The sequence below is a fragment of the Lentzea sp. HUAS12 genome (assembly GCF_024125735.1).
Classification (GTDB): domain Bacteria; phylum Actinomycetota; class Actinomycetes; order Mycobacteriales; family Pseudonocardiaceae; genus Lentzea; species Lentzea albida.
Genome location: NZ_CP099738.1, coordinates 8,301,209 through 8,323,351 on the forward strand (window position 1 = coordinate 8,301,209; position 22,143 = coordinate 8,323,351).

The 22,143-nt window shown below is 69.8% G+C and carries 24 protein-coding genes; 14 read left to right on the plus strand and 10 right to left on the minus strand.

Translation table 11 applies throughout. The features are described 5' to 3' along the window. The first annotated feature begins 1 nt into the window (after position 1). Positions 2-1,507: an ABC transporter ATP-binding protein gene (locus tag ND450_RS38890; protein ID WP_253323087.1), complete on the plus strand. Its 1,506-nt coding sequence runs from the start codon at positions 2-4 to the stop codon at positions 1,505-1,507. Beyond that, entirely contained in the window at positions 1,504-3,231 is a 1,728-nt protein-coding gene (locus ND450_RS38895) for an ABC transporter ATP-binding protein (RefSeq protein WP_253323088.1), read from the plus strand. The genes ND450_RS38890 and ND450_RS38895 overlap by 4 nt, the downstream gene beginning before the upstream one ends. 101 nt (positions 3,232-3,332) lie before the next feature. Here ND450_RS38895 and ND450_RS38900 read toward each other — a convergent pair whose 3' ends face one another. Both ND450_RS38900 and ND450_RS38905 read right to left on the minus strand, forming a co-directional pair. Continuing rightward, complete coding sequence (locus ND450_RS38900; RefSeq protein WP_253323089.1) at positions 3,333-4,553, minus strand: hypothetical protein; 1,221 nt, start codon at positions 4,551-4,553, stop codon at positions 3,333-3,335. After that, positions 4,544-5,032, minus strand: coding sequence for a SigE family RNA polymerase sigma factor (locus tag ND450_RS38905; RefSeq protein ID WP_253323090.1), 489 nt, complete (start codon positions 5,030-5,032; stop codon positions 4,544-4,546). Before ND450_RS38905 ends, ND450_RS38900 begins: the two co-directional genes overlap by 10 nt. Positions 5,033-5,138: 106 nt before the next feature. On the opposite strand from ND450_RS38905, the gene ND450_RS38910 reads away from it, so the two are divergent. Next, positions 5,139-5,504, plus strand: a complete 366-nt coding sequence (locus tag ND450_RS38910) for a F0F1 ATP synthase subunit epsilon (RefSeq protein WP_089921576.1) — start codon at positions 5,139-5,141, stop codon at positions 5,502-5,504. A 22-nt stretch (positions 5,505-5,526) separates the two neighbouring features. Then, positions 5,527-5,958: a DUF2550 domain-containing protein gene (locus tag ND450_RS38915; protein WP_089921575.1), complete on the plus strand. Its 432-nt coding sequence runs from the start codon at positions 5,527-5,529 to the stop codon at positions 5,956-5,958. A gap of 42 nt (positions 5,959-6,000) precedes the next feature. Here the strand turns inward: ND450_RS38915 and ND450_RS38920 are convergent, their stop codons facing one another. Continuing rightward, entirely contained in the window at positions 6,001-6,573 is a 573-nt protein-coding gene (locus ND450_RS38920) for a cob(I)yrinic acid a,c-diamide adenosyltransferase (protein ID WP_253323091.1), read from the minus strand. Between the two features lie 35 nt (positions 6,574-6,608). On the opposite strand from ND450_RS38920, the gene murA reads away from it, so the two are divergent. Further along, positions 6,609-7,874, plus strand: coding sequence for a UDP-N-acetylglucosamine 1-carboxyvinyltransferase (gene murA / locus ND450_RS38925; RefSeq protein ID WP_089921573.1), 1,266 nt, complete (start codon positions 6,609-6,611; stop codon positions 7,872-7,874). Here the strand turns inward: murA and ND450_RS38930 are convergent. Continuing rightward, positions 7,864-8,151, minus strand: coding sequence for a hypothetical protein (locus ND450_RS38930; RefSeq protein WP_253323092.1), 288 nt, complete (start codon positions 8,149-8,151; stop codon positions 7,864-7,866). The genes murA and ND450_RS38930 overlap by 11 nt on opposite strands. A gap of 103 nt (positions 8,152-8,254) precedes the next feature. Between ND450_RS38930 and ND450_RS38935 the strand changes: the two genes are divergently transcribed. Together ND450_RS38935 and ND450_RS38940 are read left to right on the plus strand one after the other, a co-directional pair. Continuing rightward, complete coding sequence (locus tag ND450_RS38935) at positions 8,255-10,249, plus strand: protein meaA (RefSeq protein WP_253323093.1); 1,995 nt, start codon at positions 8,255-8,257, stop codon at positions 10,247-10,249. Positions 10,250-10,266: 17 nt separating this feature from the next. After that, the gene (locus ND450_RS38940) at positions 10,267-11,025 is read left to right on the plus strand and encodes an enoyl-CoA hydratase-related protein (RefSeq protein ID WP_253323094.1); all 759 of its coding nucleotides are present in this window, start codon (positions 10,267-10,269) and stop codon (positions 11,023-11,025) included. On the opposite strand, the gene ND450_RS38945 is transcribed toward ND450_RS38940, so the two are convergent. After that, on the minus strand, positions 10,940-11,794 hold the full coding sequence (locus ND450_RS38945) for a helix-turn-helix transcriptional regulator (protein WP_253323095.1): 855 nt from the start codon (positions 11,792-11,794) through the stop codon (positions 10,940-10,942). The genes ND450_RS38940 and ND450_RS38945 overlap by 86 nt on opposite strands. 102 nt (positions 11,795-11,896) lie before the next feature. On the opposite strand from ND450_RS38945, the gene ND450_RS38950 reads away from it, so the two are divergent. Next, complete coding sequence (locus ND450_RS38950; protein ID WP_253323096.1) at positions 11,897-12,598, plus strand: SDR family oxidoreductase; 702 nt, start codon at positions 11,897-11,899, stop codon at positions 12,596-12,598. On the opposite strand, the gene ND450_RS38955 is transcribed toward ND450_RS38950, so the two are convergent. Then, positions 12,595-13,002 carry a hypothetical protein gene (locus ND450_RS38955; protein WP_253323097.1) on the minus strand — a complete coding sequence of 136 codons (408 nt, stop codon included), beginning with the start codon at positions 13,000-13,002 and terminating at the stop codon, positions 12,595-12,597. The genes ND450_RS38950 and ND450_RS38955 overlap by 4 nt on opposite strands. Next, complete coding sequence (locus ND450_RS38960) at positions 12,999-13,577, minus strand: DJ-1/PfpI family protein (RefSeq protein WP_253323098.1); 579 nt, start codon at positions 13,575-13,577, stop codon at positions 12,999-13,001. The genes ND450_RS38955 and ND450_RS38960 overlap by 4 nt, the downstream gene beginning before the upstream one ends. 108 nt (positions 13,578-13,685) lie before the next feature. Between ND450_RS38960 and ND450_RS38965 the strand changes: the two genes are divergently transcribed. After that, positions 13,686-14,606 carry a GlxA family transcriptional regulator gene (locus tag ND450_RS38965; protein WP_253323099.1) on the plus strand — a complete coding sequence of 307 codons (921 nt, stop codon included), beginning with the start codon at positions 13,686-13,688 and terminating at the stop codon, positions 14,604-14,606. On the opposite strand, the gene ND450_RS38970 is transcribed toward ND450_RS38965, so the two are convergent. After that, positions 14,603-15,139, minus strand: a complete 537-nt coding sequence (locus ND450_RS38970) for an NUDIX hydrolase (protein WP_253323100.1) — start codon at positions 15,137-15,139, stop codon at positions 14,603-14,605. The genes ND450_RS38965 and ND450_RS38970 overlap by 4 nt on opposite strands. Positions 15,140-15,193: 54 nt before the next feature. Between ND450_RS38970 and nucS the strand changes: the two genes are divergently transcribed. Then, entirely contained in the window at positions 15,194-15,853 is a 660-nt protein-coding gene (gene nucS / locus ND450_RS38975; protein WP_253323101.1) for an endonuclease NucS, read from the plus strand. On the opposite strand, the gene ND450_RS38980 is transcribed toward nucS, so the two are convergent. Next, complete coding sequence (locus tag ND450_RS38980) at positions 15,850-16,152, minus strand: hypothetical protein (protein WP_253323102.1); 303 nt, start codon at positions 16,150-16,152, stop codon at positions 15,850-15,852. The two genes, nucS and ND450_RS38980, sit on opposite strands and share 4 nt — an antisense overlap. Before the next feature lie 187 nt (positions 16,153-16,339). On the opposite strand from ND450_RS38980, the gene ND450_RS38985 reads away from it, so the two are divergent. From ND450_RS38985 to ND450_RS39000, 4 genes are all read left to right on the plus strand, one after another. Further along, positions 16,340-18,031, plus strand: coding sequence for a sodium:solute symporter family protein (locus ND450_RS38985; protein WP_089921561.1), 1,692 nt, complete (start codon positions 16,340-16,342; stop codon positions 18,029-18,031). 11 nt (positions 18,032-18,042) lie between these two features. Further along, on the plus strand, positions 18,043-18,279 hold the full coding sequence (locus ND450_RS38990) for a hypothetical protein (protein WP_089921560.1): 237 nt from the start codon (positions 18,043-18,045) through the stop codon (positions 18,277-18,279). A 229-nt stretch (positions 18,280-18,508) separates the two neighbouring features. Then, a complete protein-coding gene (locus ND450_RS38995) occupies positions 18,509-19,519 on the plus strand; it encodes a DUF3558 domain-containing protein (protein ID WP_253323103.1) in 1,011 nt (336 codons plus the stop codon). Positions 19,520-19,596: 77 nt separating this feature from the next. Continuing rightward, complete coding sequence (locus tag ND450_RS39000; RefSeq protein ID WP_253323104.1) at positions 19,597-21,102, plus strand: aldehyde dehydrogenase family protein; 1,506 nt, start codon at positions 19,597-19,599, stop codon at positions 21,100-21,102. Positions 21,103-21,124: 22 nt separating this feature from the next. Here the strand turns inward: ND450_RS39000 and ND450_RS39005 are convergent, their stop codons facing one another. Continuing rightward, positions 21,125-22,117: an ABC transporter substrate-binding protein gene (locus ND450_RS39005; RefSeq protein ID WP_089921558.1), complete on the minus strand. Its 993-nt coding sequence runs from the start codon at positions 22,115-22,117 to the stop codon at positions 21,125-21,127. Positions 22,118-22,143: the final 26 nt, after the last annotated feature.

Genomic DNA, 22,143 nt, shown 5'->3' on the forward strand with positions numbered 1-22,143 from the left:
CATGGCCCGACATGCTCCGCACGCCGACCCCGGCACGCCCGACGTCCGCTCGCCCGCGCGGTACCTGTGGTGGCTCGTCGTCGCGCAGCGCCGGCGGGTGCTGGCCGGAGCGTGGTGGGGCTCGTTGTGGATGTGCGGGCTGATCCTGCCGCCGTACCTCATCTCGCAGGCCATTGAGGACGGTCTGCGGGGTGGTGATCGCGTCGCGCTGGTGTGGTGGTGCGTGGCGCTGGTCCTCACCGCCGCCGCGCTGGCGCTCGTCGGGATCGCGCGGCACAGCACGATGACGTTGGTGCGCACGGATGCCGCTCTCAGGACGGCGCAGGTCGTCGTCCGGCACGTCACGCGGCTCGGCGGGGTGGTGCGGCGCAAGCTGTCCACCGGGGAGCTGACGTACCTGCAGAACGGTGACACGCAGCGGATCGCGCACGCGCTCACCAGCACCGGGCCCGGGGTCGGGGCGGTGGTCGCGTACGCCGTCACGGCGGTGCTGCTGGTGCGGATCTCACCGCTCGTCGCCGTCGTCGTGCTCCTCGGCGTGCCGGTGCTCGCACTGGTGACGGGGCCGGTGTTGCAGCGGCTGCACGCGGTGGAGTCCGGCTACCGGCACAGCGTCGGTGAGCTGAGCTCGCGGGCGGGCGACATCGTGGGCGGGCTGCGGGTGCTGTCCGGGATCGGTGGGAAGCCTGCGTTCGAGGAGCGCTTCCGGCGCATGTCGCAGGACGTGCTGCGGGACGGGTACCGGGTGTCGACCTGGCTCAGCTGGGTCCAGGCGCTCACGTGGGGGTTGCCCGCGCTGTTCCTCGCGGTGGTCACGTGGATCGTGGCGCGGCTCGCGGTGAGCGGCGCGATCTCGGTCGAGGAGATGATCGCGGTCTACCTGTACGTCACGACGTTGATCGTGCCCGTCAGCTTCTTCGTCGAGGGCGCGGACACGATCCCGCGGGCACTGGTGTCGGCGGGGCGGGTCGTGGACGTGCTGCGGCTGCGGCCCGACGAGGAGGACGGCGGAGCCGGGCCGCTCGACGTGAAGACCGGCGCGCTCACGGTCGTGGTGCCGGCCAACGCCGCGCTGGCGAGGGATGCGGTCGACCGGTTGCCGGGGGTGGTGGCGGACAACGACGACTACCTGTTCCCCGGGACGGTGCGCGAGGCGGTCTCGGTCGCCGAGCACGACGACAGGGCGCTCGACGAGGCGCTGTGGGCGGCGGCCGCGGTGGACGTCGTGGAGTCGATGCCCGACGGGCTCGACTCGCACCTGGAACCGCAGGGACGCAACGTGTCCGGTGGTCAGCGCCAGCGGTTGCGGCTCGTGCGTGCCCTGCTGAGCGAGCCGGAGCTGCTCGTGCTGGTCGAACCGACCTCGGCGCTCGACGCGGTGACCGAGGCGGCGGTCGCGAGACGGGTGCGGGAGAGGCGGTCCGGGCGGACCACCGTCGTCGTCTCGTCCTCGCCGCTGTGGGCGGGGCAGGCGGACCAGGTCGTGCACCTGGAGAACGGCCGGTGAGCGGGCTGCCGATCGCCGGCCGCCGTGAGGTGCGGCAGGCGGCCGTGAGGCTCTTGCGGGGCGAACGGCGGGCGCTGGCCGTGGTGCTCGCGCTCACCGCCCTCACCGCCGCGTCGGGACTCGTCGGGCCGTACCTCCTGGGCAAGATCGTCGGTGGGATCGAGGCCGGCGGCCTCGCAGCGTCCACTGTGGACAAGTTCGCCCTGGGAGTCCTCGGTGCGGCCGTCGCGCACCTGCTCCTGGTGCGGTACAGCGCTTTGCGGTCCACACGGCTCGGTGAGCGGTTCCTGGCCTCGCTGCGGGAGGAGGCCGTGACGCGCACGCTCGCGTTGCCGGCGCGGGTGGTCGACCGGCTGGGCACCGGCGACCTGCTCACCCGCATGACGAGCGACATCGGCACGGTCGGGCAGGCGTTGCGGGACAGCGTGCCCGAGGTCCTCACGGGCCTCGTGCACCTCGTGGTCGTGTACGCGGCGCTCTTCCTGCTCGATCCCGTGCTGGGTCTCGCCGCGCTGGTGGGCATGCCGTTCGTGGCGTGGGTGCTGCGGTGGTACCTGGTCCGTGCGCGCGACGCGTACCTGGTGGAGAGCCAGGCGGCCAGCGACGTGGCGGAGATCTCGGCCGCGGTCGGTGAGGGCAGCCGGACGATCGAGACCTACGGGCTGCGGGACCGGCTCGTGGCGGTCGCGGAAGGGGCGATCGCGCGGTCGTTCCGCGCGAGGATGCGGACCTTGCGGCTGCGGAACGTGCTGTTCCCGGTCGTCAGTTTCGTGAGCGCCGTGCCGACGGCGTTGGTGCTGCTGATCGGTGGCCTGTTCTACACGGCGGACGGCGCCCGCATCGAGGTCGTCGTCACCGGAAGTCTTTACGTGTGGCGGCTCATCGAGCCGTTGGAGCGGGTGATGCTGTGGGTCGAGTTCCTGCAGCGGGGTGCCGCGTCGTTCGCGCGGGTCGAAGGCATCGGGGTCCAGGTCGAACCCGCTCCCGCCGTCGGGGAACCGGACGGTGATCGCGTCGAGGTGAGCGGCGCCCGGTACTCCTATGTGGACGGCCATGAGGTGCTGCACGGCGTCGACCTGTTGGTGCAGCAGGGAGAACGGCTGGCGATCGTCGGCGTCTCGGGTGCGGGCAAGTCGACGCTCGGCAGGCTGATCGCCGGTGTCGACCGGCCGGCCGAGGGGTCGGTGCTCGTCGGGGGAGTGCCCGTCGCGGATCTGGTGGCGGCGGGGGAACAACGCATCGTGCTGGTGACGCAGGAGCACCACGTCTTCATCGGCACGGTCAGGGAGAACCTCGCCATGGCGGCCCTGGACACTGGGGACGACCGGCTGCTCGAAGCGTTGCGCACGGTGGGCGCGAGCTGGTTCGACGAGTTCCCCGACGGACTGGACACGCAGCTCGGCGCGGGCGGGGTGGAGCTCGATCCCGCGCAGGCGCAACAGCTCGCACTCGCACGGGTCGAGGTCGCGGACCCGCACACGCTGGTGCTGGACGAGGCGACGTCCTCGCTCGACCCGGCCACGGCCAGGCAGGCGGAGCGCGCGATCGCGGCCGTGCGCGAGAACCGCACGGTGATCGCGATCGCGCACCGCCTGCAGACCGCGCGAGACGCCGACCGGATCGCGGTCGTCGACGCGGGGCGGATCGTCGAGCTGGGCTCCCACGCAGACCTGGTGGCCAGGGAGGGGGTCTACGCGACGCTCTGGCGTTCGTGGCACGGCTAGTCGTACCCGGCCGAACGTTGGCGACGGTGTGTCACGGCTGTGCGCTCACCGCCGTGTCTGCCGCTTCCGCGACGAGGGCCGCAGCAGACACCGGACACCTGCTAGGGAAGCGGCACCACCGTGGGAGTCCCGTTCCGCACGACCGTGACCTCGGTCGTCCCCGCGGGCGCCAGCCACACGTTCTCGCGCTGCTCCGGCCCGATGAGGGTGCCGGCGTCGGCGACGATCGTGCCCTGCCCGTCGGGCAGCGCGAGCCGGACGGGGGCCGCGGTGTCCTTGACCGCGGGCCCGCCGACGACGCCGGCGCTGAACGTGCCCTGAGCCGTGTACAGGGCGCCGTAGAGCTGGCCGAAGGCCTCGAAGGCTATCGCGAACCGTCCGTCCGGCGTCCACGCGCAGGCCTCCCAGCTGCCGGCGGCGTCGAAGCCGACCAGGAAGTCGAGCAGGGCACGCCTCTGCAGGTCCTCCTGCACCTGCGCGGGGGAGTGGGTCGGCGGGGCGGACTCCGTCTTGCAGTTCACCGTCGACCAGCCGAGCCCGGAACGCGGGAGGAAGGCCCTGCCCTGTCCGGTTTCCGCCTTCGACCGGACGGGCTGCGCGGTGAAGTCGTCCGGACGGGGCGGGGAGTCGGCGCGCACGAAGACCGGTTTGCTCTGCGGCAGCGCGGAGACCACCGCGACACCCGCCGCGTCGGCCGCGACCTCCCGCCACTCGCGGGACAGCCGGTCGTCCTGGCCACGCACGGGGTCCTGCGACAGGAAGAGCCTCTTGCCGAGGCTCAGCACGACCTGCGTGCCGCTGGGGGAGCCGAGGTCGTAGCGGCCGCGCTCCTCGCCCGGTTCGAGCACGACCTCGCGGTCCACGACCTTGCCCATCGCGACCAGGCCGACGAGCGGCTTGGGCTCGGGCACTCCGCTCACCTGGACTGGCTGCACGACCACCGCGGCCGGGCCGTCCTCGGTGGTGCCGATCCAGTACACGTGCGAGGCCATCGAGAAGTCCGTGATGCCCTCACCGACCGTCGGCGACTTCTGTGCGTTGTGCCACACGTTGAGTGCGCGGTCCACGTCGTCCTTGCTGGAGGACAGGTCGCCGGCCGTAGGTGCGGTCAGTCGCGCATCGATGCCGGACGCGCGGTCGTCGGAGGAAGGGCGTGTCAGCACGACCCCCGCGGTCGCACCGGCCACCAGCGCCACCACCGCGGTCAAGGTCACCAGCTTGCGGGTCTGCCTCCGCCGTCCCCCGGCCATCACGTCCCCCACGAATCCCGGTCGCACGTCCAGTCCCGCCGTCGCGGTCTCCATCGCCTGCTTCAGTTCCACGTCAGCACCTGCTCACCCATGAGTTCCCGCATGCGGGCGAGGCCGCGCGAGGTCTGGCTCTTCACCGTGCCGAGGCCGCAGCCGAGCACGCGGGCCGTCTCGGCCTCGCTGAGGTCGTCGAAGAACCGCAGCACCAGGACGGCCCGCATCCTCACCGGCAACCGGGCCAGCGCGCGCACGACGCTGTCCGCGTCCACGACCTGCTGTTCGTGGCCCTGGGACGGGGGCACGGTCCCCAGCTCCAGCGGCGCCTCGGGCTTGCGGGAACGCCGGCGCCAGCGGTTCCTGGCCGCGTTGGTCAGCGCCGTGCGGGCGTACGCCTCCGGAGAGGACCTGATGCGGCGCCACTTGCCGTACATGCTCATCAGGACGTCCTGCAGAATGTCCTCTGCGGCGCCTTTGTCGCCGCCGCACAGCAGGTATGCCGTGCGCAGCAGTGCCTGCGAACGCAACGCCACGAAGTCTTCGAAGTCCTGCATGTCCCCCCTTCGGCGGTCGTCGAAGGTACTGACACCGGGCGGGGCGGCAAGGTTGTCAGGCGACCGTTTAGACTCAGTTCGACTCCAGACGACGAGGGAGATACGCGTGGCCGAGATGACCGTTGAACTGGTCGCCGTTGAACGCCGCCTGTGGTCCGGTAAGGCCACCTCTGTTTCGGCACAGACGACCGAGGGCGAGATCGGCATCCTGCCCGGTCACGAGCCCGTTCTCGGCCAGCTGGTCGAGGGTGGCGTGGTGCGCGTGCGCACGACGGACGGTGGCCTGGTCACCGCCGCTGTGCACGGTGGCTTCCTCTCCGTGACCGGCACCGGCGTTTCCATTCTCGCCGAGGACGCCGAGCTCGCGGGCGAGATCGACGTGGACGCGGCGCGCACGGCGCTGCAGGACGCGGACGACGCAGAGCGCGCACGGGCGGCAGCGCGCGTGCGGGCCGTGGAACAGTCGGCCTGAGACCGGGCACGAGGCCGCAGCCGTGGGGATCACCGAGATTGCCGGCCTGATCCTTCTTGGGGTGGCGATCGTCATCACCTACTTCGCCTGGCGCCGGATCCGGCTGCTGCGCGAGGGCGGTGTGCACGTCGCCCTGCGCAGTCAGTTCGACGATCGCGGGCGTGGCTGGCACCTGGGCGTGGGGCACTACCGGGGCGACAAGTTCGCCTGGTTCCGGGTGCTCTCGCTCGGGTCGGGTCCGAACCAGCTGATCTCGCGGGACGGGCTGGAGATCGACGCCCGGCGGGAGCCGACCGGGCCCGAGGCCTATGCGATGCCCGTGGGGGCGACGGTGCTGCGGTGCCGGTCGGCTTCCGGTGAGGTCGAGATCGCGATGGGGCCGGACGCGTTGACGGGGTTCCTGTCCTGGCTCGAGTCCGCGCCTCCGGGCCGATCGATCCCCTGGGCTTCCTGAACACCGAAGGGCGCGTTCCACCTCGGAACGCGCCCTTCGTCGTCAGGCGTTGCCGCCCGGCTGCCACAGCACGTCGCCGTCCGGGTTCGCCACCCGGGCCAGGATGAACAGCAGGTCCGACAGCCGGTTCAGGTACTTGGCCGTCAGGACGTTCGTGTGCTCGGCGTCGTCCTCGATCAGCGCCCAGGCCCGGCGTTCCGCCCGGCGGGCGATGGTGCGGGCCTGGTGCAGCAGGGCCGCTCCCGGCGTGCCGCCGTTGAGGATGAACGAGTCGAGCTTGCCCAGGCGTTCGTTGAACGTGTCGCAGTAGCCCTCCAGGCGGTCCACGTACGCCTGGGTGATGCGCAGCGGCGGGTACTGGGGGTCGGGGACGATCGGGGTGCAGAGGTCCGCTCCGACGTCGAAGAGGTCGTTCTGCACCTTGCGGACGACGTCGTGGACGTCTTCAGCCAGGTTGCCGAGAGCCAGAGCGACGCCGAGGGAGGCGTTCGTCTCGTCCACGTCCGCGTAGGCCTCGATGCGTGGTGAGGTCTTCGGGACGCGCGAGAAGTCGCCGAGGCCGGTCGTGCCGTCGTCGCCGACTCGGGTGTAGATCTTGGTGAGATGTACCGCCATGGCTGGCACTTTAAGGCCGTACGTAGGATTGCCGCGTGAGCGAGCATTTCCGGGTACACGGTGGCGCAAGGCTGGTCGGCGAAGTTGATGTCGTCGGCGCCAAGAACAGCGTGCTCAAGCTGATGGCGGCCGCCCTCCTGGCCGAGGGCACGACGACCATCACGAACTGCCCGGACATCCTCGACGTGCCGTTGATGGCCGACGCGCTGCGCAGCCTCGGGTGCGAGGTCGAGCTCGAAGGCGACGTGGCGAGGATCACGACGCCCGCCGAGCTGAGCCACCGGGCCGACTCCGAGGCCATGGGCAAGCTGCGGGCCTCCATCTGCGTGCTCGGGCCGTTGGTCGGGCGCTGCAAGCGTGCCGTGGTGGCGTTGCCCGGTGGTGACGCGATCGGGTCGCGGCCGCTCGACATGCACCAGAGCGGTCTCGAGAAGCTCGGTGCGACCACGTGGATCGAGCACGGCTGCATCGTCGCCGAGGCCGAGGGGCTGCACGGCACGCAGATCTGGCTCGACTTCCCCAGCATGGGCGCGACCGAGAACATCCTGATGGCGGCCGTGCTGGCCAACGGCACGACGGTCATCGACAACGCCGCTCGCGAGCCCGAGATCGTCGACCTCTGCCTGATGCTCAACCAGATGGGCGCGAAGGTCGAGGGCGCCGGCACGTCCACGCTCACCGTGCACGGCGTCACGGAGCTCAAGCCGACCGAGCACCGCGTGATCGGTGACCGGATCGTGGGCGCCACCTGGGGCTTCGCCGCCGCCATGACCCGTGGTGACGTGCGCGTGCGCGGGGTGAACCCGCACCACCTCGACCTGGTGCTCGAGAAGCTGCGCATGGCGGGTGCCGAGGTCACCGTGTACGAGGGTGAGGACGAGGGCTTCCGCGTCGTCATGGAGGGCCGCCCCAAGGCCGTCGACTTCGTGACGCTGCCGTACCCCGGGTTCGCCACGGACAACCAGCCGTTCGCGATCGCGCTGTCGACGGTGTCCGAGGGCACGTCGATGATCACCGAGAACCTGTTCGAGTCCCGGTTCCGGTTCATCGACGAGATGATCCGTCTCGGGGCCGACGCGCGCACGGACGGGCATCACGCCGTCATCCGCGGCATCGAGAAGCTGTCCAGCGCGCCGGTGTGGGCGTCGGACATCCGCGCCGGTGCCGGGCTCGTGCTGGCCGGTCTGTGCGCGGACGGGGCCACCGAGGTCTACGAGATCTTCCACATCGAGCGCGGCTACCCCGGGTTCGTCGAGAACCTCCGCAAGCTGGGTGCCGACGTGGAGCGCGTCAGCTCTTGAGCACGAGCCGCGCGTTCGGGACGTCCTGCGGCCAGACCATCACCTGGTAGGGGGCGTTCCGCGAACGCGTGGCCCGCACACCGTTCTTCTTCAGCTTCTGCACGAGGACGTTCGCGGCCTCCTCGGTGGGCACGACCGCCACCTCGCTCAGCAACCCGAAGTCCGTGCCGTCCAGATCCGGCACGGGCCGCCTGTCGTTGCCCGCGAAGTACCGGAGCGTCAGCGCCAGCAGTGCGAGCGCGCCGAACACGACGACCGTCTGGTAAATCCCCGTCACCTCTCCATCATGCGCCCATTGGTCTCGATTCAGTGAGCAAGCGCACGCGCAGCGATGGTTACCGGCCAGTACGCTCCGGAGAACGACGATGTGGGAGGTTGCTGTGCCGTATCCAGCTGACCGCGAACGCGACCGCCCCTGGGTGATGCGGACGTACGCGGGTCACTCCTCGGCAGCGGCGTCCAACGCGCTCTACCGCCGGAACCTCGCCAAGGGCCAGACGGGCCTGTCCGTGGCGTTCGACCTGCCCACGCAGACCGGCTACGACCCCGACGACGAGCTCGCGAAGGGCGAGGTCGGCAAGGTCGGCGTGCCCATCAGCCACCTCGGCGACATGCGGCAGCTCTTCGACCAGATCCCGCTCGGCGGCGCCAACACGTCGATGACGATCAACGCGACGGCCATGTGGCTGCTCGCGCTCTACGTCACCGTGGCCGAGGAGCAGGGCGCCGACCCGTCCGCGCTCGCCGGCACGACGCAGAACGACATCATCAAGGAGTACCTGTCCCGCGGCACGTACGTGTTCCCGCCGGGACCGTCGCTGCGGCTGATCACCGACATGGTCGCGTGGACCGTGTCGAACGTGCCGAAGTGGAACCCGATCAACATCTGCAGCTACCACCTCCAGGAGGTCGGCGCGACGCCGGCGCAGGAGGTCGCGTACGCGATGTGCACGGCGATCGCGGTCCTCGACTCGGTGCGCGACTCCGGTCAGGTGCCGCAGGAGAAGTTCGGTGACGTCGTCGCCCGCATCTCCTTCTTCGTGAACGCCGGTGTGCGGTTCATCGAGGAGATGTGCAAGATGCGCGCGTTCGCCCAGCTCTGGGACGAGATCACGCGCGAGCGCTACGGCGTCGAGAACCCGAAGCACCGCCGGTTCCGCTACGGCGTGCAGGTCAACTCGCTGGGCCTCACCGAGGCACAGCCCGAGAACAACGTCCAGCGCATCGTGCTGGAGATGCTTGCCGTCTCGTTGTCCCGCAACGCCCGTGCGCGCGCCATCCAGCTCCCGGCGTGGAACGAGGCCCTGGGCCTGCCACGCCCGTGGGACCAGCAGTGGGCGTTGCGCATGCAGCAGGTGCTCGCCTACGAGACGGACCTGCTGGAGTACGAGGACATCTTCGACGGCTCGCCGGTCATCGCGGCGAAGGTCGGCGAGATCCTGGCCGGTGCCCGCGAGGAGATCGACCGCGTGCAGGCCATGGGCGGCGCCGTCGCGGCCGTCGAGTCCGGCTACATGAAGTCGCAGCTGGTGTCCTCCCTGGCGGACCGGCGTCGTCGCGTCGAGTCCGGCGAGGAGGTCGTCGTCGGCGTCAACAAGTTCGACACGACCGAGCCGTCGCCGCTGCAGGCCGAGGGCGCGAACGCCATCGAGACCATCGACCCGATCGTCGAGATGCATGCCGTCGAAGCGATCCAGCAGTGGCGCGCGAACCGCGACAACGCTGCTGCCGAAGCGGCGTTGGACGCGCTGCGCGAGGCCGCGAAGACCGACCAGAACCTCGTGGAGGTGACGCTGGCGTGTGCGCGCGCAGGCGTGACCACGGGCGAGTGGTCGCAGGCATTGCGTGAGACGTTCGGCGAATACCGTGCCCCCACAGGCGTTTCCGGCGCCTCGGCCTCCGGCGAGGCGGGCTCGGAGATCGCACGGGTGCGCGACCGCGTCCGGTCCACCGGCGACGACCTGGGCGAGCGGCTGCGCATGCTGGTCGGCAAGCCCGGCCTCGACGGCCACTCCAACGGCGCCGAGCAGGTCGCCGTGCGGGCCCGCGACGTCGGCTTCGAGGTCGTCTACCAGGGCATCCGCCTGACGCCGTCGCAGATCGTCGCGGCGGCCGTGCAGGAGGACGTGCACGTCGTCGGCCTCTCGATCCTCTCCGGCTCGCACCTGGAGGTCGTGCCCGCGGTGGTCGACGGCCTGCGCGCGGCGGGCGCCGGCGACATCCCGGTGATCGTCGGCGGCATCATCCCGCCGGACGACGCGGCCAAGCTGCGCGAGCGCGGGGTGGCGCGGGTGTTCACGCCCAAGGACTACGAGCTGACCGAGATCATGGACGAGATCGTCACCGTGATCCGAGAGGTGCGTTCGCTCGGCTAGAGCCTTAGTGTCGCGGAATGGTTGACGTTTCGCGGGACGGGTCGGTCGTCCGGATCACGATGAACCGCGCGGCCAGGCGCAACGCGCTGTCCGCAGAGCACCTCACCGAGCTGCTGGACGCGTTCCGCGAGGTCAGGACCTCCGACGCGGCCGGGATCGTGCTGGCCGCCGAGGGGCCCGTGTTCTCCGCCGGCCACGACTTCGCGGACGTGCACGCGCGTGACGAAGAGGGTGTGCGGCTGCTGCTGGAGCTGTGCACGGTGCTGATGAAGACCATCCAGTCCGCGCCGCAGGTGGTGATCGCGCGCGTGCAGGGGCTGGCGACGGCGGCCGGGTGTCAGCTGGTGGCGTCGTGCGATCTCGCGGTGGCGGCGGACACGGCCGGGTTCTCGTTGCCCGGTGGCAAGGCCGGCTGGTTCTGCCACACGCCCGCGGTGCCGGTGGCGCGGTCGATCGGGCGCAAGCGGTTGATGGAGCTCGTGCTGACCGGGGACGTGATCGACGCGGCCACGGCGGTGGAGTGGGGTCTGATCAACCGGGCGGTGCCCGCCGAATCCCTGGACGCCGAGGTCGACGACCTGCTGGCACGGGCCACGCGGGGGAGCCGGGCGTCGAAGGCCGTCGGCAAGCGGACGATCTACGCGCAGCTCGACCGTCCGGAGGCGGACGCCTACGAGGTCGCGCTGAACGTCATGGCCGAGACCTCCCAGTCCCCGTCAGCCAAAGAGGGACGGGCTTCGTTCCTGGAGAAGCGGCCTCCCGTGTGGCCCGACTAGTCGCGAGGAGCTTCAGCGCGTCGGCGTTCGGGCCCGGCTCGGCCTGGTAGATCACCAGGAACTGGCCGGGTGCCTCGCGCACGTCGAACGAGTGGTACCGCAGCTTGATCGAACCGACCGCGGGGTGCACGAACTCCTTGGCGTCCTGGGTCTTCCCGCGCACCTCGTGGTTCTCCCAGAGCTCCTCGAACACCGGGTTCCGGCGCAGTTCCGCGACCATCCGCCCCAGCCGGGCCGAGTTCGGGTCGGCCGTCAGGCGCAGGTTGCCGACCGTGCTCTGCGCGACCCAGTTCCAGCGCGGGTAGAAGCTCGTGGCGGCGGGGTCGAGGAACGCCATCCTGGCCAGGTTGTCGGCGGGCGCGAACGGCTCGTACAGGGCGTCGGCCAGCGCGTTCGTGGCCAGCAGGTCGAGGTAGGAGCTCATCACGAACGCCGGCATGTCGTGCATGCCGCTGATGAGCCGCCGCAGTTCCGGGCTCACCTTGTCGGTCGTGTGGCCCTCGTCCGCCACCACGCCGGCGAGGCGGTGCAGGTGCGCGCGGGCGTCGGTGTCGAGCTGCAGCGCGCGGCTGAGGGCGTCGAGGACCTGCGCCGACGGGTTGGTCTCGCGGCCCTGTTCGAGGCGGGCGTAGTAGTCGGCGCTCACCCCGGCGAGCACCGCGACCTCCTCGCGCCGCAGGCCTTTGACCTTGCGCTGGGTGTGACTCGGCAGGCCCGCGTCGTGGGGGTTGACGCGGGCGCGGTGTGCTTTCAGGAACTCGCCGAGCATGCTGGCGAGCCTATGCGCCGGGCTCGTTCCCTGCCTGGGTGTGCGACTCCTGGGGAGAGCGTGTCCTGGTCGGCCTCGGGTTTCGCGCCGAGTGTTGTGGTCATGAGCAAAGTCGTTCTGATCAGTGGAGCTTCCAGCGGTATCGGCGAGGCCACGGCCCGCGTTCTGGCCGCGGCGGGGCACAAGGTGTTCCTCGGCGCTCGGCGCGAGGACCGGCTGGAGGCGCTGGCGACCGAGATCGGCGCCTCCTACGCGCCGCTGGACGTGACCTCGCGCGAGTCCTTCCAGTCCTTTGTGGATGCCGCGGTCGCCGAGCACGGCCGTGTCGACGTGCTGGTGAACAACGCGGGTGTGATGCCGTTGTCCCTCATGGACTCGTTGAAGGTCGACGAGTGGGACCGCATGGTGGACGTGAACATCAAGGGCGTGCTGAACGGCCTCGCCGCCGTGCTGCCGCTCTTCACCGGCGGCGGCGGGCACGTCGTGAACGTCGCCTCGATCGGCGCGCACCTGGTCACGCCGACGGCCGCGGTGTACTGCGCGACCAAGTACGCGGTGTGGGCGCTGTCCGAGGGACTGCGCCAGGAGCGCGACGACCTGCGCGTCACCGTGATCTCGCCCGGTGTCACGGAGTCCGAGCTGGCGAGCACCATCACCGAGGACTACGCGGCGTCGTTCATGGACGAGTACCGCAAGAACGCGCTGCCCGCGTCGGCGATCGGTGACGCCATCGCGTACGCGATCTCGCAGCCCGAGTCCGTCGACGTCAACGAGATCGTGGTGCGGCCGGTGGCGACGCGCTAGGCGCCCGTCGTCGAGCCCGGCCGGAGGATCATCAGCACCGTCACGGTGGCCCACAGCAGGTTGAAGATCCCCGTGTACATGGCCAGGTGCTTGATGTCCTTGGTCTTCAGCGCCTTCTCCTGGCCGGGCAGGATCTTGAGGGCCAGCAGGAACGCGGCGGCGGTGGTGAGCGCGATCGACACGACCACCCAGGGGTGGCCGGTCACGCCCATCACGCCGGCCGTCGCGAACCCGAAGACCGGCACCGAGATGCCGATGAGCGCGTAGACGCGGCAGATCCGGTGCAGCAGCTCGGGGTTGCCGGCCGTGGTCACCGCCTTCGGGAACATGCTGGCGGCCACCGTCACCGGACCGATGGCGATGATGGCCGCCAGGACGTGCAGCGAGAGGAAGAGCTTGCTCACGCGGCCCTCCACGCGGTGCCGCGCCGCTCGTGGGCGAACATCTCCTCGACCTCCAGGGCCTTCTGAGCACCTGCCAGGCGTTCGAGCAGGTGCAGGCCGAGGTCGACGCCGGAGGTGACGCCGGCGGCGGTGACGAGGTCGCCGTCGTCGACCACGCGGGCGCGGACGGCGTTGACGCCCATGGCCTCCAGGGCGTGCAGGCCGAGGTGGTTCGTCGTCGCGTTGCGGCCCTTGATGAGGCCGGCGATGGCCAGCAGCAGCGAGCCGCCGCACACGGTCGCGAGGACCGCGGTCGTGTCCTTCAGCGCCGGTCCGATGGTGACGGCACCCGCGCTGAGCAGGGCGAAGATCTCGTCCTCCGCGTGGGCCGCCGCGCCGGGCACGACCACGAGGCCGACGGCCGGGTCGAGCCGGGCGGTCGCCTTCAGGGACAGCAGGTCCAGACCGGCGGGCACCTCGCGGGCACCCTCGACGGACACCAGTTCGGTCGGGATGCCGCCTGCGGTCAGCGTTTCGTACGGGCCGATCACGTCCAACGGGTCGAAGCCGTCGAACAACACCACTTGAGCTCTCACTGCGCCACTCCTCGTTTCGGTGATCAAAACGGTAGGAGGGCCGGAACCCGTCGAGAACTGGCTGGAATGCCATGTTCCAACGGATTCTCGCCAGCTACGGTGGTGGACGTGCACGAGGTGGCGGTGGTAGCGATGGACAGCGTGGTCCCGTTCGACTTCGCGACGGGGGTCGACGCGTTCAACTGGGTCGGCCGGTACCGGGTGCGCGTCTGCGGTCCGAAGAGGACGGTCGATGCGGGCGCATTCGCGATCAAGGTGCCGCACGGCCTGGAGTTGCTGTCCGAAGTGGACACCATCGTGCTGCCGGGTCACGACCCGGCGATGGTCGTGCCGCGGCCGCTGGTCGAGGCGCTGAGGAAGGCCGCGGCACGGGGCGCCCGGATCGCGTCGATCTGCACGGGCGCGTTCGTGTTCGCGGAGACCGGGTTGCTGGACGGGCTCCGCGTGACCACGCACTGGCTCGGCGCCGAGGAGCTGGCCGCGCGGTTCCCCGCGCTGGAGGTCGATCCGGACGTGCTCTACGTCGACAACGGCCAGTTCCTCACGTCCGCCGGCGCCGCGGCGGGGCTGGACCTGTGCCTGCACATGATCCGGCGCGACCACGGCTCCGCGGTGGCGGCCGACGCGGCGCGGTTCGCCGTGATGCCGCTGGAACGGGAGGGCGGGCAGGCGCAGTTCATCGTGACGCCACCCGTGGCGCCCCAGGGCGCGGAGCTCGAACCGTTGCTGCTGTGGATGGAGAGCAACACGGCGCGCGACCTGGCGCTGGAAGACCTGGCGCGGCAGGCGGGGATGAGCACGCGCACGCTGAACCGCAGGTTCCGCGAGCAGACCGGCACGACGCCGTTGCAGTGGCTGCACCGGGCGCGGGTCCGCCAGGCGCAGCACCTGCTGGAGACGACGAAGGACCCGGTCGAGCTGATCGCGAGCAGGGTGGGATTCGGCTCGGCCACGGCGTTCCGCGACAGGTTCAAGCGGATCGCCGGCACCTCACCGCAGAGCTACCGCGCGGCTTTCCAGCGGAGTTAGGGCTGGGAGTGCTCGTGCAGCAGCAGGAGCGTGTACGCGGCGATCGACTGGGCGTCGGTGATCTCGCCCTGGGAGATCATCGCCTCGAACTCGGCGCGCGGGAACCACCGCGACCGCATGTCCTGCTCCTCGTGCTCCCGCTCGTGGAAGCCCTCCGTGAGCTGGGTCGCGAGGAACACGCGGCCGCGTTGCGACGACATGCCGGGCGCCACGTCGAGCAGGCCGAGCTCGATCATCTTCCCGGCCCGCAGCCCGGTCTCCTCGCGCAACTCGCGGGTGGCGAGCTGCAGCGGGTCGGAGTCGGCGCGGTCCGGCGCGGTGCCCTGCGGGAACTCCCAGCGGCGCAGGCCGATCGGGTAGCGGAACTGCTCGACGAGCCGCACGCGTTCGCCGTCGAGCGGGATGACCAGCGCGAAGTCGGGCTTGTCGACCACGCCGTAGATGCCGCTCGATCCGTCCGCGCGCTGGATCTCGTCCTCGCGAACGGTCATCCACGGGTTTGCGTACACCTGACGGGTGCCGAGGCTTTCCACGCCACGGACCGTACCTAACGTCCGGATGCTGGACGCACCCCGTAGCCTGTCGCGGTGCGTCTCGTCATCGCTCGCTGCAAGGTCGACTACGTAGGCCGACTCACCGCCCATCTGCCGATGGCCCAGCGCTTGCTGCTCATCAAGGCCGACGGCTCGGTGTCGATCCACTCCGACGACCGCGCGTACAAGCCGTTGAACTGGATGAGCCCGCCCTGCTGGCTGATCGAGGACCCGGACATCTGGACGGTGCAGAACAAGGCGGGGGAGAAGCTGATCATCACCCTCGAAGAGGTCCTGCAGGACTCCAAGCACGAGCTGGGCCCCGAACCGGGCCTGCAGAAGGACGGCGTCGAGGCCGACCTGCAGAAGCTTCTGGCGGAGCACGTCACCACCCTGGGCGACGGCTGGACCCTGGTGCGCCGCGAGTTCCCGACGCCGATCGGCCCGGTGGACCTGATGTGCCGCGACTCCGCGGGCGGCTCGGTCGCCGTGGAGATCAAGCGGCGCGGGGAGATCGACGGCGTCGAGCAGCTGACCCGGTACCTGGAGCTGCTGAACCGCGACCCGCTGCTGGCGCCGGTGCAGGGCGTGTTCGCGGCGCAGCAGATCAAGCCGCAGGCCCGCACGCTGGCGGAGGACCGCGGGATCCGGTGCGTGGTGCTGGACTACGACGCGTTGCGCGGGATCGAGCCGGACGAGTTCCGGCTCTTCTAGCCGAGGTCGCGGTAGTAGGGGAGGTGGACGAACTCGACCGCCTCCTTGAGTCCGCAGCCCAGTGCTGTGCGGATCTGTTCGATCACGGCGACGGTGGTCTGCCTCGCCTCCAGCGCTGGACGGAGTTCGTCGCGGACGGACTGCGGCAGTGCACGCCAGGTTCGCAAGACGCGGCACCAGAAGCAGGGTTCGCCGGACGTGCTCGTTTCGCCGCAGTCCGGGCAGGCGAGCTCGACGCCCGCGCGTGCCGCGGGCAGGCCGTCGACGAACTCGCGCGCGGCGGGACGGGGCTCGGTCACGTGATCAGTGTTGGGCCCGAGCGCGCTTCAGCGCACCTGATTTCCCCGCCTCCCGGCTTCAGTGAGCGACCCGGGTCACCTCGTGGTTTGGTGATCATCAACACGGGGTAAGACCCGCTGCACCTGGAGTAATGTCCTCTCCTGGTCTTTTCTGTTCGACTTTGTTCGAAGTTTTGGGAGGTGGACGGTGTCGATCTTGGCCGAGGCGGACCTGCGGCTCGACGCGGGACCGATCGACTACGCGTTGCTCATCATCTACTTCGTGGTGGTTCTCGGCATCGGTGTGATGGCGCGACGATCCGTCTCCTCCAGCCTCGACTTCCTGCTGTCCGGGCGGTCGCTGCCGGCGTGGGTCACCGGTCTCGCGTTCATCTCCGCGAACCTCGGCGCGCTCGAACTGATGGGCATGACGGCCAACGGCGCGCAGTACGGACTGGCGACCGTGCACTACTACTGGATCGGCGCCATCCCCGCGATGGTGTTCCTCGGTCTGGTGATGATGCCGTTCTACTACGGCTCCAAGGTGCGCAGCGTTCCCGAGTTCATGCGCCGCCGGTTCGGCAAACCCGCCCACCTCGTCAACGCCATCAGCTTCGCCGTCGCGCAGATCCTGATCGCGGGCATCAACCTGTTCGCGCTCGCGGTGATCATCGACGCGCTGCTCGGGTGGCCGTTGCCGGTGTCGATCTGCGTCGCGGCCCTCGTGGTGCTCGCGTACACGACGCTCGGCGGCCTGTCCGCCGCCATCTACAACGAGGTGCTGCAGTTCTTCGTCATCGTGGCCGCGCTGGCACCGTTGACGATCGTCGGCCTGATCAAGGTCGGCGGCTGGCAGGGCATCGTCGAGAAGGTCACCGACCAGGAGCAGCTGTCGGCCTGGCCCGCCACGGAGCTCACCGGCATCAACAGTCCGGTGTGGAGCGTCGTCGGCCTGGTGTTCGGTCTCGGGTTCGTGCTGTCGTTCGGCTACTGGACGACGAACTTCGCCGAGGTGCAGCGCGCGATGAGCGCCAAGTCGATGTCGGCGGCCAAGCGCACGCCGATCATCGGCGCGTATCCGAAGGCGTTGATCCCGGCGATCATCATCATCCCCGGCATCATCGCCGCGCTGATCGTGCCGGAGATGGCCCAGCTCAAGTCCGGTGACACGAGCGGTGGCGTGGCCTACAACGACGTGCTGCCGTTGTTGATGCGCGATCTGCTGCCCAACGGCATCCTCGGCATCGCGATCACCGGTCTGCTGGCGAGCTTCATGGCCGGTGTGGCGGCGAACGTCAGCTCGTTCAACACCGTCTTCACGTACGACCTGTGGCAGGACTACGTCAAGAAGGACCGGCCGGACGAGTACTACCTGCGCGTCGGACGCCTCGCCACGGTCGGTGCGTGCGTGCTCGCGATCGGCACGGCGTTCATCGCGGCGGCGCTCGGCGGGTCCAACATCATGGACTACATCCAGGCGCTGTTCTCGTTCTTCAACGCGCCGCTGTTCGCGACGTTCATCCTCGGCATGTTCTGGAAGCGGATGACGCCGACCGCGGGCTGGGTCGGTCTGCTCGCGGGTACGTTCACCGCGATCTTCATCTACGCGATCTCGGAGCCGTCGTTCGGCATCGAGCTGCTGGAGCTGCCGGGCCAGGGCGCGAGCTTCCTCGGCGCGGGTCTCGCGTTCGTGGTCGACATCGTCGTGAGCGTCGCGGTCAGCCTCGTCACGAGGCCGAAGCCGGACAGCGAGCTCGGCGGGCTGGTCTACAGCCTCACGCCCAAGGCGGACAGGGCGCACGGCACCACCGGTGAGGACGCGGGCTGGTACCGCTCGCCCGCACTGCTCGGTGGTGGCGTGCTGGCCCTGACCACCGTTCTCTACTTCATCTTCGGCTGAGGGAGGCTGCCATGAGGTTGTTCGACCTGCGACTGATCATCGCTTTCCTCTTCGGCCTGTACGGCGTTGTACTGGTCGTCATCGGGCTCGGGTTCACGTCCGACGACGACCTGAAGAAGGCCGAAGGGGTCAACATCAACCTGTGGGCGGGCATCGCCATGGCGGTGCTGGCGGCGGTGTTCGCCGCCTGGGCGACGCTGCGGCCTCAGTTCGCGGACACGGACAAGCAGCCGCTCAAGGAGCTATGACTGGGGACGACCAGGGTAAACAGGGTTGAAGGCCTCGATCGTCCACGCGTCGAGCCAGGTGATTGCGCGGCGAATTCGGTTTCGCACGTCTCTCCTTTGGTCGGGGTCTTCACCAGGTACATCGCGTTGATCTTCTGAATCGTTCCCGTAGCTCTGGGTGACATGGGCCACCGGGGCAAGGTCGGGGTACCGCCCACGAACGCACGCAAAGGTCGCTACCGTGCACGTCGTGCCTCGTTTTCGTGCCACCGCCGTGGTCGCCGCCGCTGCGTTGCTGATGGCCGGCTGCGCCACCGGGCCGGGTCTCGCCAAGACCAACTCGCCGCGCCGCACCGTGCAGGCGGGTGCGGACGCGAACTCGCCCGATCCGTCGACCACGAAGTCGGCGCAGGCGGGCAAGCCGGTCGACCCGGCGTTCGCCGCGGAACGGCTGCGGCTGATCAACCCGTGCGCGTTGATCGACAAGGACGTGCTGCAGGCGGTCGGCACGCCGTCGAGGTACACGAGCAGCTCCTACACGCGCTGCTCCAACTACATGAAGGACAAGGGCGGCAAGACCCTCAACATCACGCTGGACATCGGCTACTCGCTGACGTCCACCGAGGTGAAGAACGCGACGAAGCAGATCGCGGGCCTCAACAGCGGTGAGCAGAAGCTCAGCAACACGTCGTGCTTCATCTCGGCCGTGACGCAGGAGAGCCCCGCACAGGCCGTGCGCGTCCAGGTGAGCACCGGCACCGGTGGCACCGAGGCGTGCGAGCCGGGCCGCACGGTGCTCGAGGGCGCGGTGCGCAAGCTCCGGGGCAACCCGCAGAAGTACAGCCCGCCGAAGGGCTCGCCGGTCGAGGTCGACCCGTGCACGATCGTCGACAAGGCCACTCTCGCGCCCGTGCTCGGCGCCTCGCCCCGTGCGTTGCCGTACGGCCTGCACCAGTGCTCGTGGACCGGTCAGAGCGCGCAGATGCAGATCGAGTTCAAGACGGCGCGCATCCCGGCCGACGGCAAGTTCGACTCGAAGTCCGTCGAGGCCGATCTCGGCGGTGGGGTGAAGGGCTACCAGGCGTTCAAGGACGGCTCGTTCCCGACCTGCGAGCTGGTGGTGGTCCGGACGAAGGACCAGAGCAACGCGGGTGAGATCGTGGAGTTCATCGTCGCGGCCTCGAAGGAGAAGGAACTGGACCGGTGCCAGGCGGCGCAGGCGTTCGCCAAGGCGGTCCTCCCCTCTCTGCCCCAAGCCTGACGGCTCCCGCGGGGGGCTGAAAGTTCTTCGAGTACGCGTTAGTGTCGAGGTTACTGGCGAGTACACCGGGAGGGTCCATGACGCAGACCGCTTCGAACAGCGCGCTGTCGGCTGATGGCGAGCAGCGGCGGTTCGCCTCACTGGACCCGCGCACGGGTGAGGTCGTCGCGCACCACCCGGTCCACACGGCCGCCGAGGTCGAGGACGCCGTGGCGTCCGCGCGCGAGGCCGCGGCCTGGTGGGCGGGGCTCGGGTTCGAGGGCCGCCGGACGAAGCTCGACGCGTGGCGCAAGATCCTCTCGCAGCGCACCGACGAGTTCATCGCGCTGATCAGCTCGGAGACGGGCAAACCCGCGGACGACTCCCGCGTCGAGGTCGCGCTGGTGATGGACCACCTGCACTGGGCCTCGCGGAACGCGAGCCGGGTGCTCGGCAAGCGCCGGGTGTCGTCGGGCATGTTGATGTTCAACCACAGCGCGTCGCTCGAGTACCGGCCGTTGGGCGTCATCGGCGTCATCGGGCCGTGGAACTACCCCGCGCACACGCCGATGGGGTCGATCTCGTACGCGCTGGCGGCGGGCAACGCCGTCGTGTTCAAGCCTTCCGAGTTCACGCCGGGCGTCGGCACGTTCCTCGCGTCGACGTTCACCGAGGCGGTGCCGGAGCACTCGGTGTTCCAGGTGGTCACCGGCTTCGGTGAGACCGGCGCGGCGCTCGTCGCGGCGGGCGTCGACAAGATCGCGTTCACCGGCTCCACCCGCACGGGCAAGAAGGTCATGGCCGCCGCCGCCACCTCGCTGACGCCGGTGCTGGTCGAGTGCGGTGGCAAGGACGCGCTGATCGTTGACTCGGACGCCGACCTGAACGCCGCCGCCGAGGCCGCGATCTGGGGCGCGGTGTCGAACGCCGGCCAGACGTGCGCGGGCGTGGAGCGGATCTACGTGGCCGAGGACGTCGCCGACGCGTTCACCGAGATCGTGGTGAAGCGGGCGAAGAAGCTCAAGCCGGGCGGTGAGCCGAACGCGAACCTCGGGCCGATCACCATGCCGTCGCAGGTCGAGATCATCCGCGAGCACGTGCAGGACGCGCTCGACCGCGGCGGCAAGGCGCTGGTGGGCGGGCCGGAGTCGATCAGGCCGCCGTACGTCGAGCCGGTGGTGCTGACGGACGTGCCGGAGGACTCGCTGGCGGTCACGGAGGAGACCTTCGGGCCGACCGTGGTGATCAACCGGGTGCCGAACGCGCTGGAGGGCGTGCGGCTCGCGAACCGGTCCAAGTACGGGCTGGGCGCGGCCGTGTTCTCGAAGTCGCGCGGGGAGGAACTGGCCGCCGAGCTGCGGGTCGGGATGGTGTCGGTCAACTCGGTGCTGACCTACGCGGCGGTGCCGGGGCTGCCGTTCGGCGGGGTCGGCGACTCCGGGTTCGGGCGCATCCACGGCGAGGACGGGCTGCGCGAGTTCGCCTACGCCAAGGCCGTGACGAAGCTGAAGTTCAAGTCGCTGATCGACATGGCGACGTTCGACCGGTCTTCCATGGCGGGCAAGCAGATGCTGCGCCTCGCGCGGATGCTCTTCGGTCGCTGAAGAGCATCCGCTCCACGGTTTCTCAGGCGCCGAGCTGCGTCTTCATGTCGTCGAGGACCACGTTCGCCGCGAGCACGCCGAGGCCGAGGAAGTAGGTCTCGTCGAGGACCGGCTTGGCCTTGCCCGCCTTCACGGCGTTCAGGCCGGTCCACAGCGGACCGCCGAGCACCGACGCCTGCGCGGTCTTGGCCGGGTCGCCGTAGGTGGAGTAGAGGATGAAGTCGCCGTCGGCCTTGCCGATCTGCTCCGCGCTGACCTCGGCAGCCAGGTCGTCCACCTGGGACGGGCTCGGCTGGCCGATCTTCGCGTCGACCAGGATCGTGCCGATGAACGACTTCTTGGCGTAGAGGCGGATGCGGCCGGGCATGAAGCGCAGCGCCGTGACCGCCGGGCGCACACCGAGCTTCTTCTCGATCGCGTTGCCGGTCTCGGTGGCCTTGTTCGTGTAGTCCTCGAGCATCTTGGCGGCGTCGGCCTGGCGGTCGAGCGCGGCGGCGTTGAGGAGGAAGTTCTCCTTCCACACGTAGCCGGGGCGCACGGAGAAGACCGTCGGGGCGATCGCCGCGAGCTTCGGGTACAGGGCCTCCGCGCGCAGCTGCGAGCCCAGGATGAGGTCCGGGTTCAGCTTCGTGATCGCCTCGAGGTTGAGGTTGTTGGTGGTGCCGACGTTCTCCGGCGTGCCGCCCTTCTCACCGATGTAGGACGGCATGGTGGGGGAGCCGTCGGTGTAGGCGATGCCGACGGGCTTGATGCCGAGCGCCACGACGTTGTCGAGCTCGCCCGTGTCGAGCACGATCACCCGTTCGGGTTTCTTCTCGAGCTTGGTCTCACCCATCGCGTGCTTGATCGTGCGGGGGAACTCGCCGGGCTTCTGCGTCGTGCCGAAGCCGTTGCTCAGCTCGGTCGCCTTGCCGAAGTCCTCGCCGCCCTGGGCGACCGTCGGCTTGTCCGGCGCGCTGGAACAGGCGGTCAGGGCCAGTGCGACTGCGACGAGCAGCGCTGCTCTCTTCGACACGACGTTGTTCCTCCGCTACGGAAAGT

Coding starts and splice junctions, on each gene's coding strand:
- ND450_RS38950 (WP_253323096.1), top strand. CDS start 11,897: ATGAGCAAAGTCGTTCTGATCAGTGGAGCTTCCAGCGGTATCGGCGAG.
- ND450_RS38920 (WP_253323091.1), bottom strand. CDS start 6,573: ATGGCGGTACATCTCACCAAGATCTACACCCGAGTCGGCGACGACGGC.
- ND450_RS38940 (WP_253323094.1), top strand. CDS start 10,267: ATGGTTGACGTTTCGCGGGACGGGTCGGTCGTCCGGATCACGATGAAC.
- ND450_RS38990 (WP_089921560.1), top strand. CDS start 18,043: ATGAGGTTGTTCGACCTGCGACTGATCATCGCTTTCCTCTTCGGCCTG.
- ND450_RS39000 (WP_253323104.1), top strand. CDS start 19,597: ATGACGCAGACCGCTTCGAACAGCGCGCTGTCGGCTGATGGCGAGCAG.
- ND450_RS38890 (WP_253323087.1), top strand. CDS start 2: ATGGCCCGACATGCTCCGCACGCCGACCCCGGCACGCCCGACGTCCGC.
- ND450_RS38945 (WP_253323095.1), bottom strand. CDS start 11,794: ATGCTCGGCGAGTTCCTGAAAGCACACCGCGCCCGCGTCAACCCCCAC.
- ND450_RS38905 (WP_253323090.1), bottom strand. CDS start 5,032: ATGCAGGACTTCGAAGACTTCGTGGCGTTGCGTTCGCAGGCACTGCTG.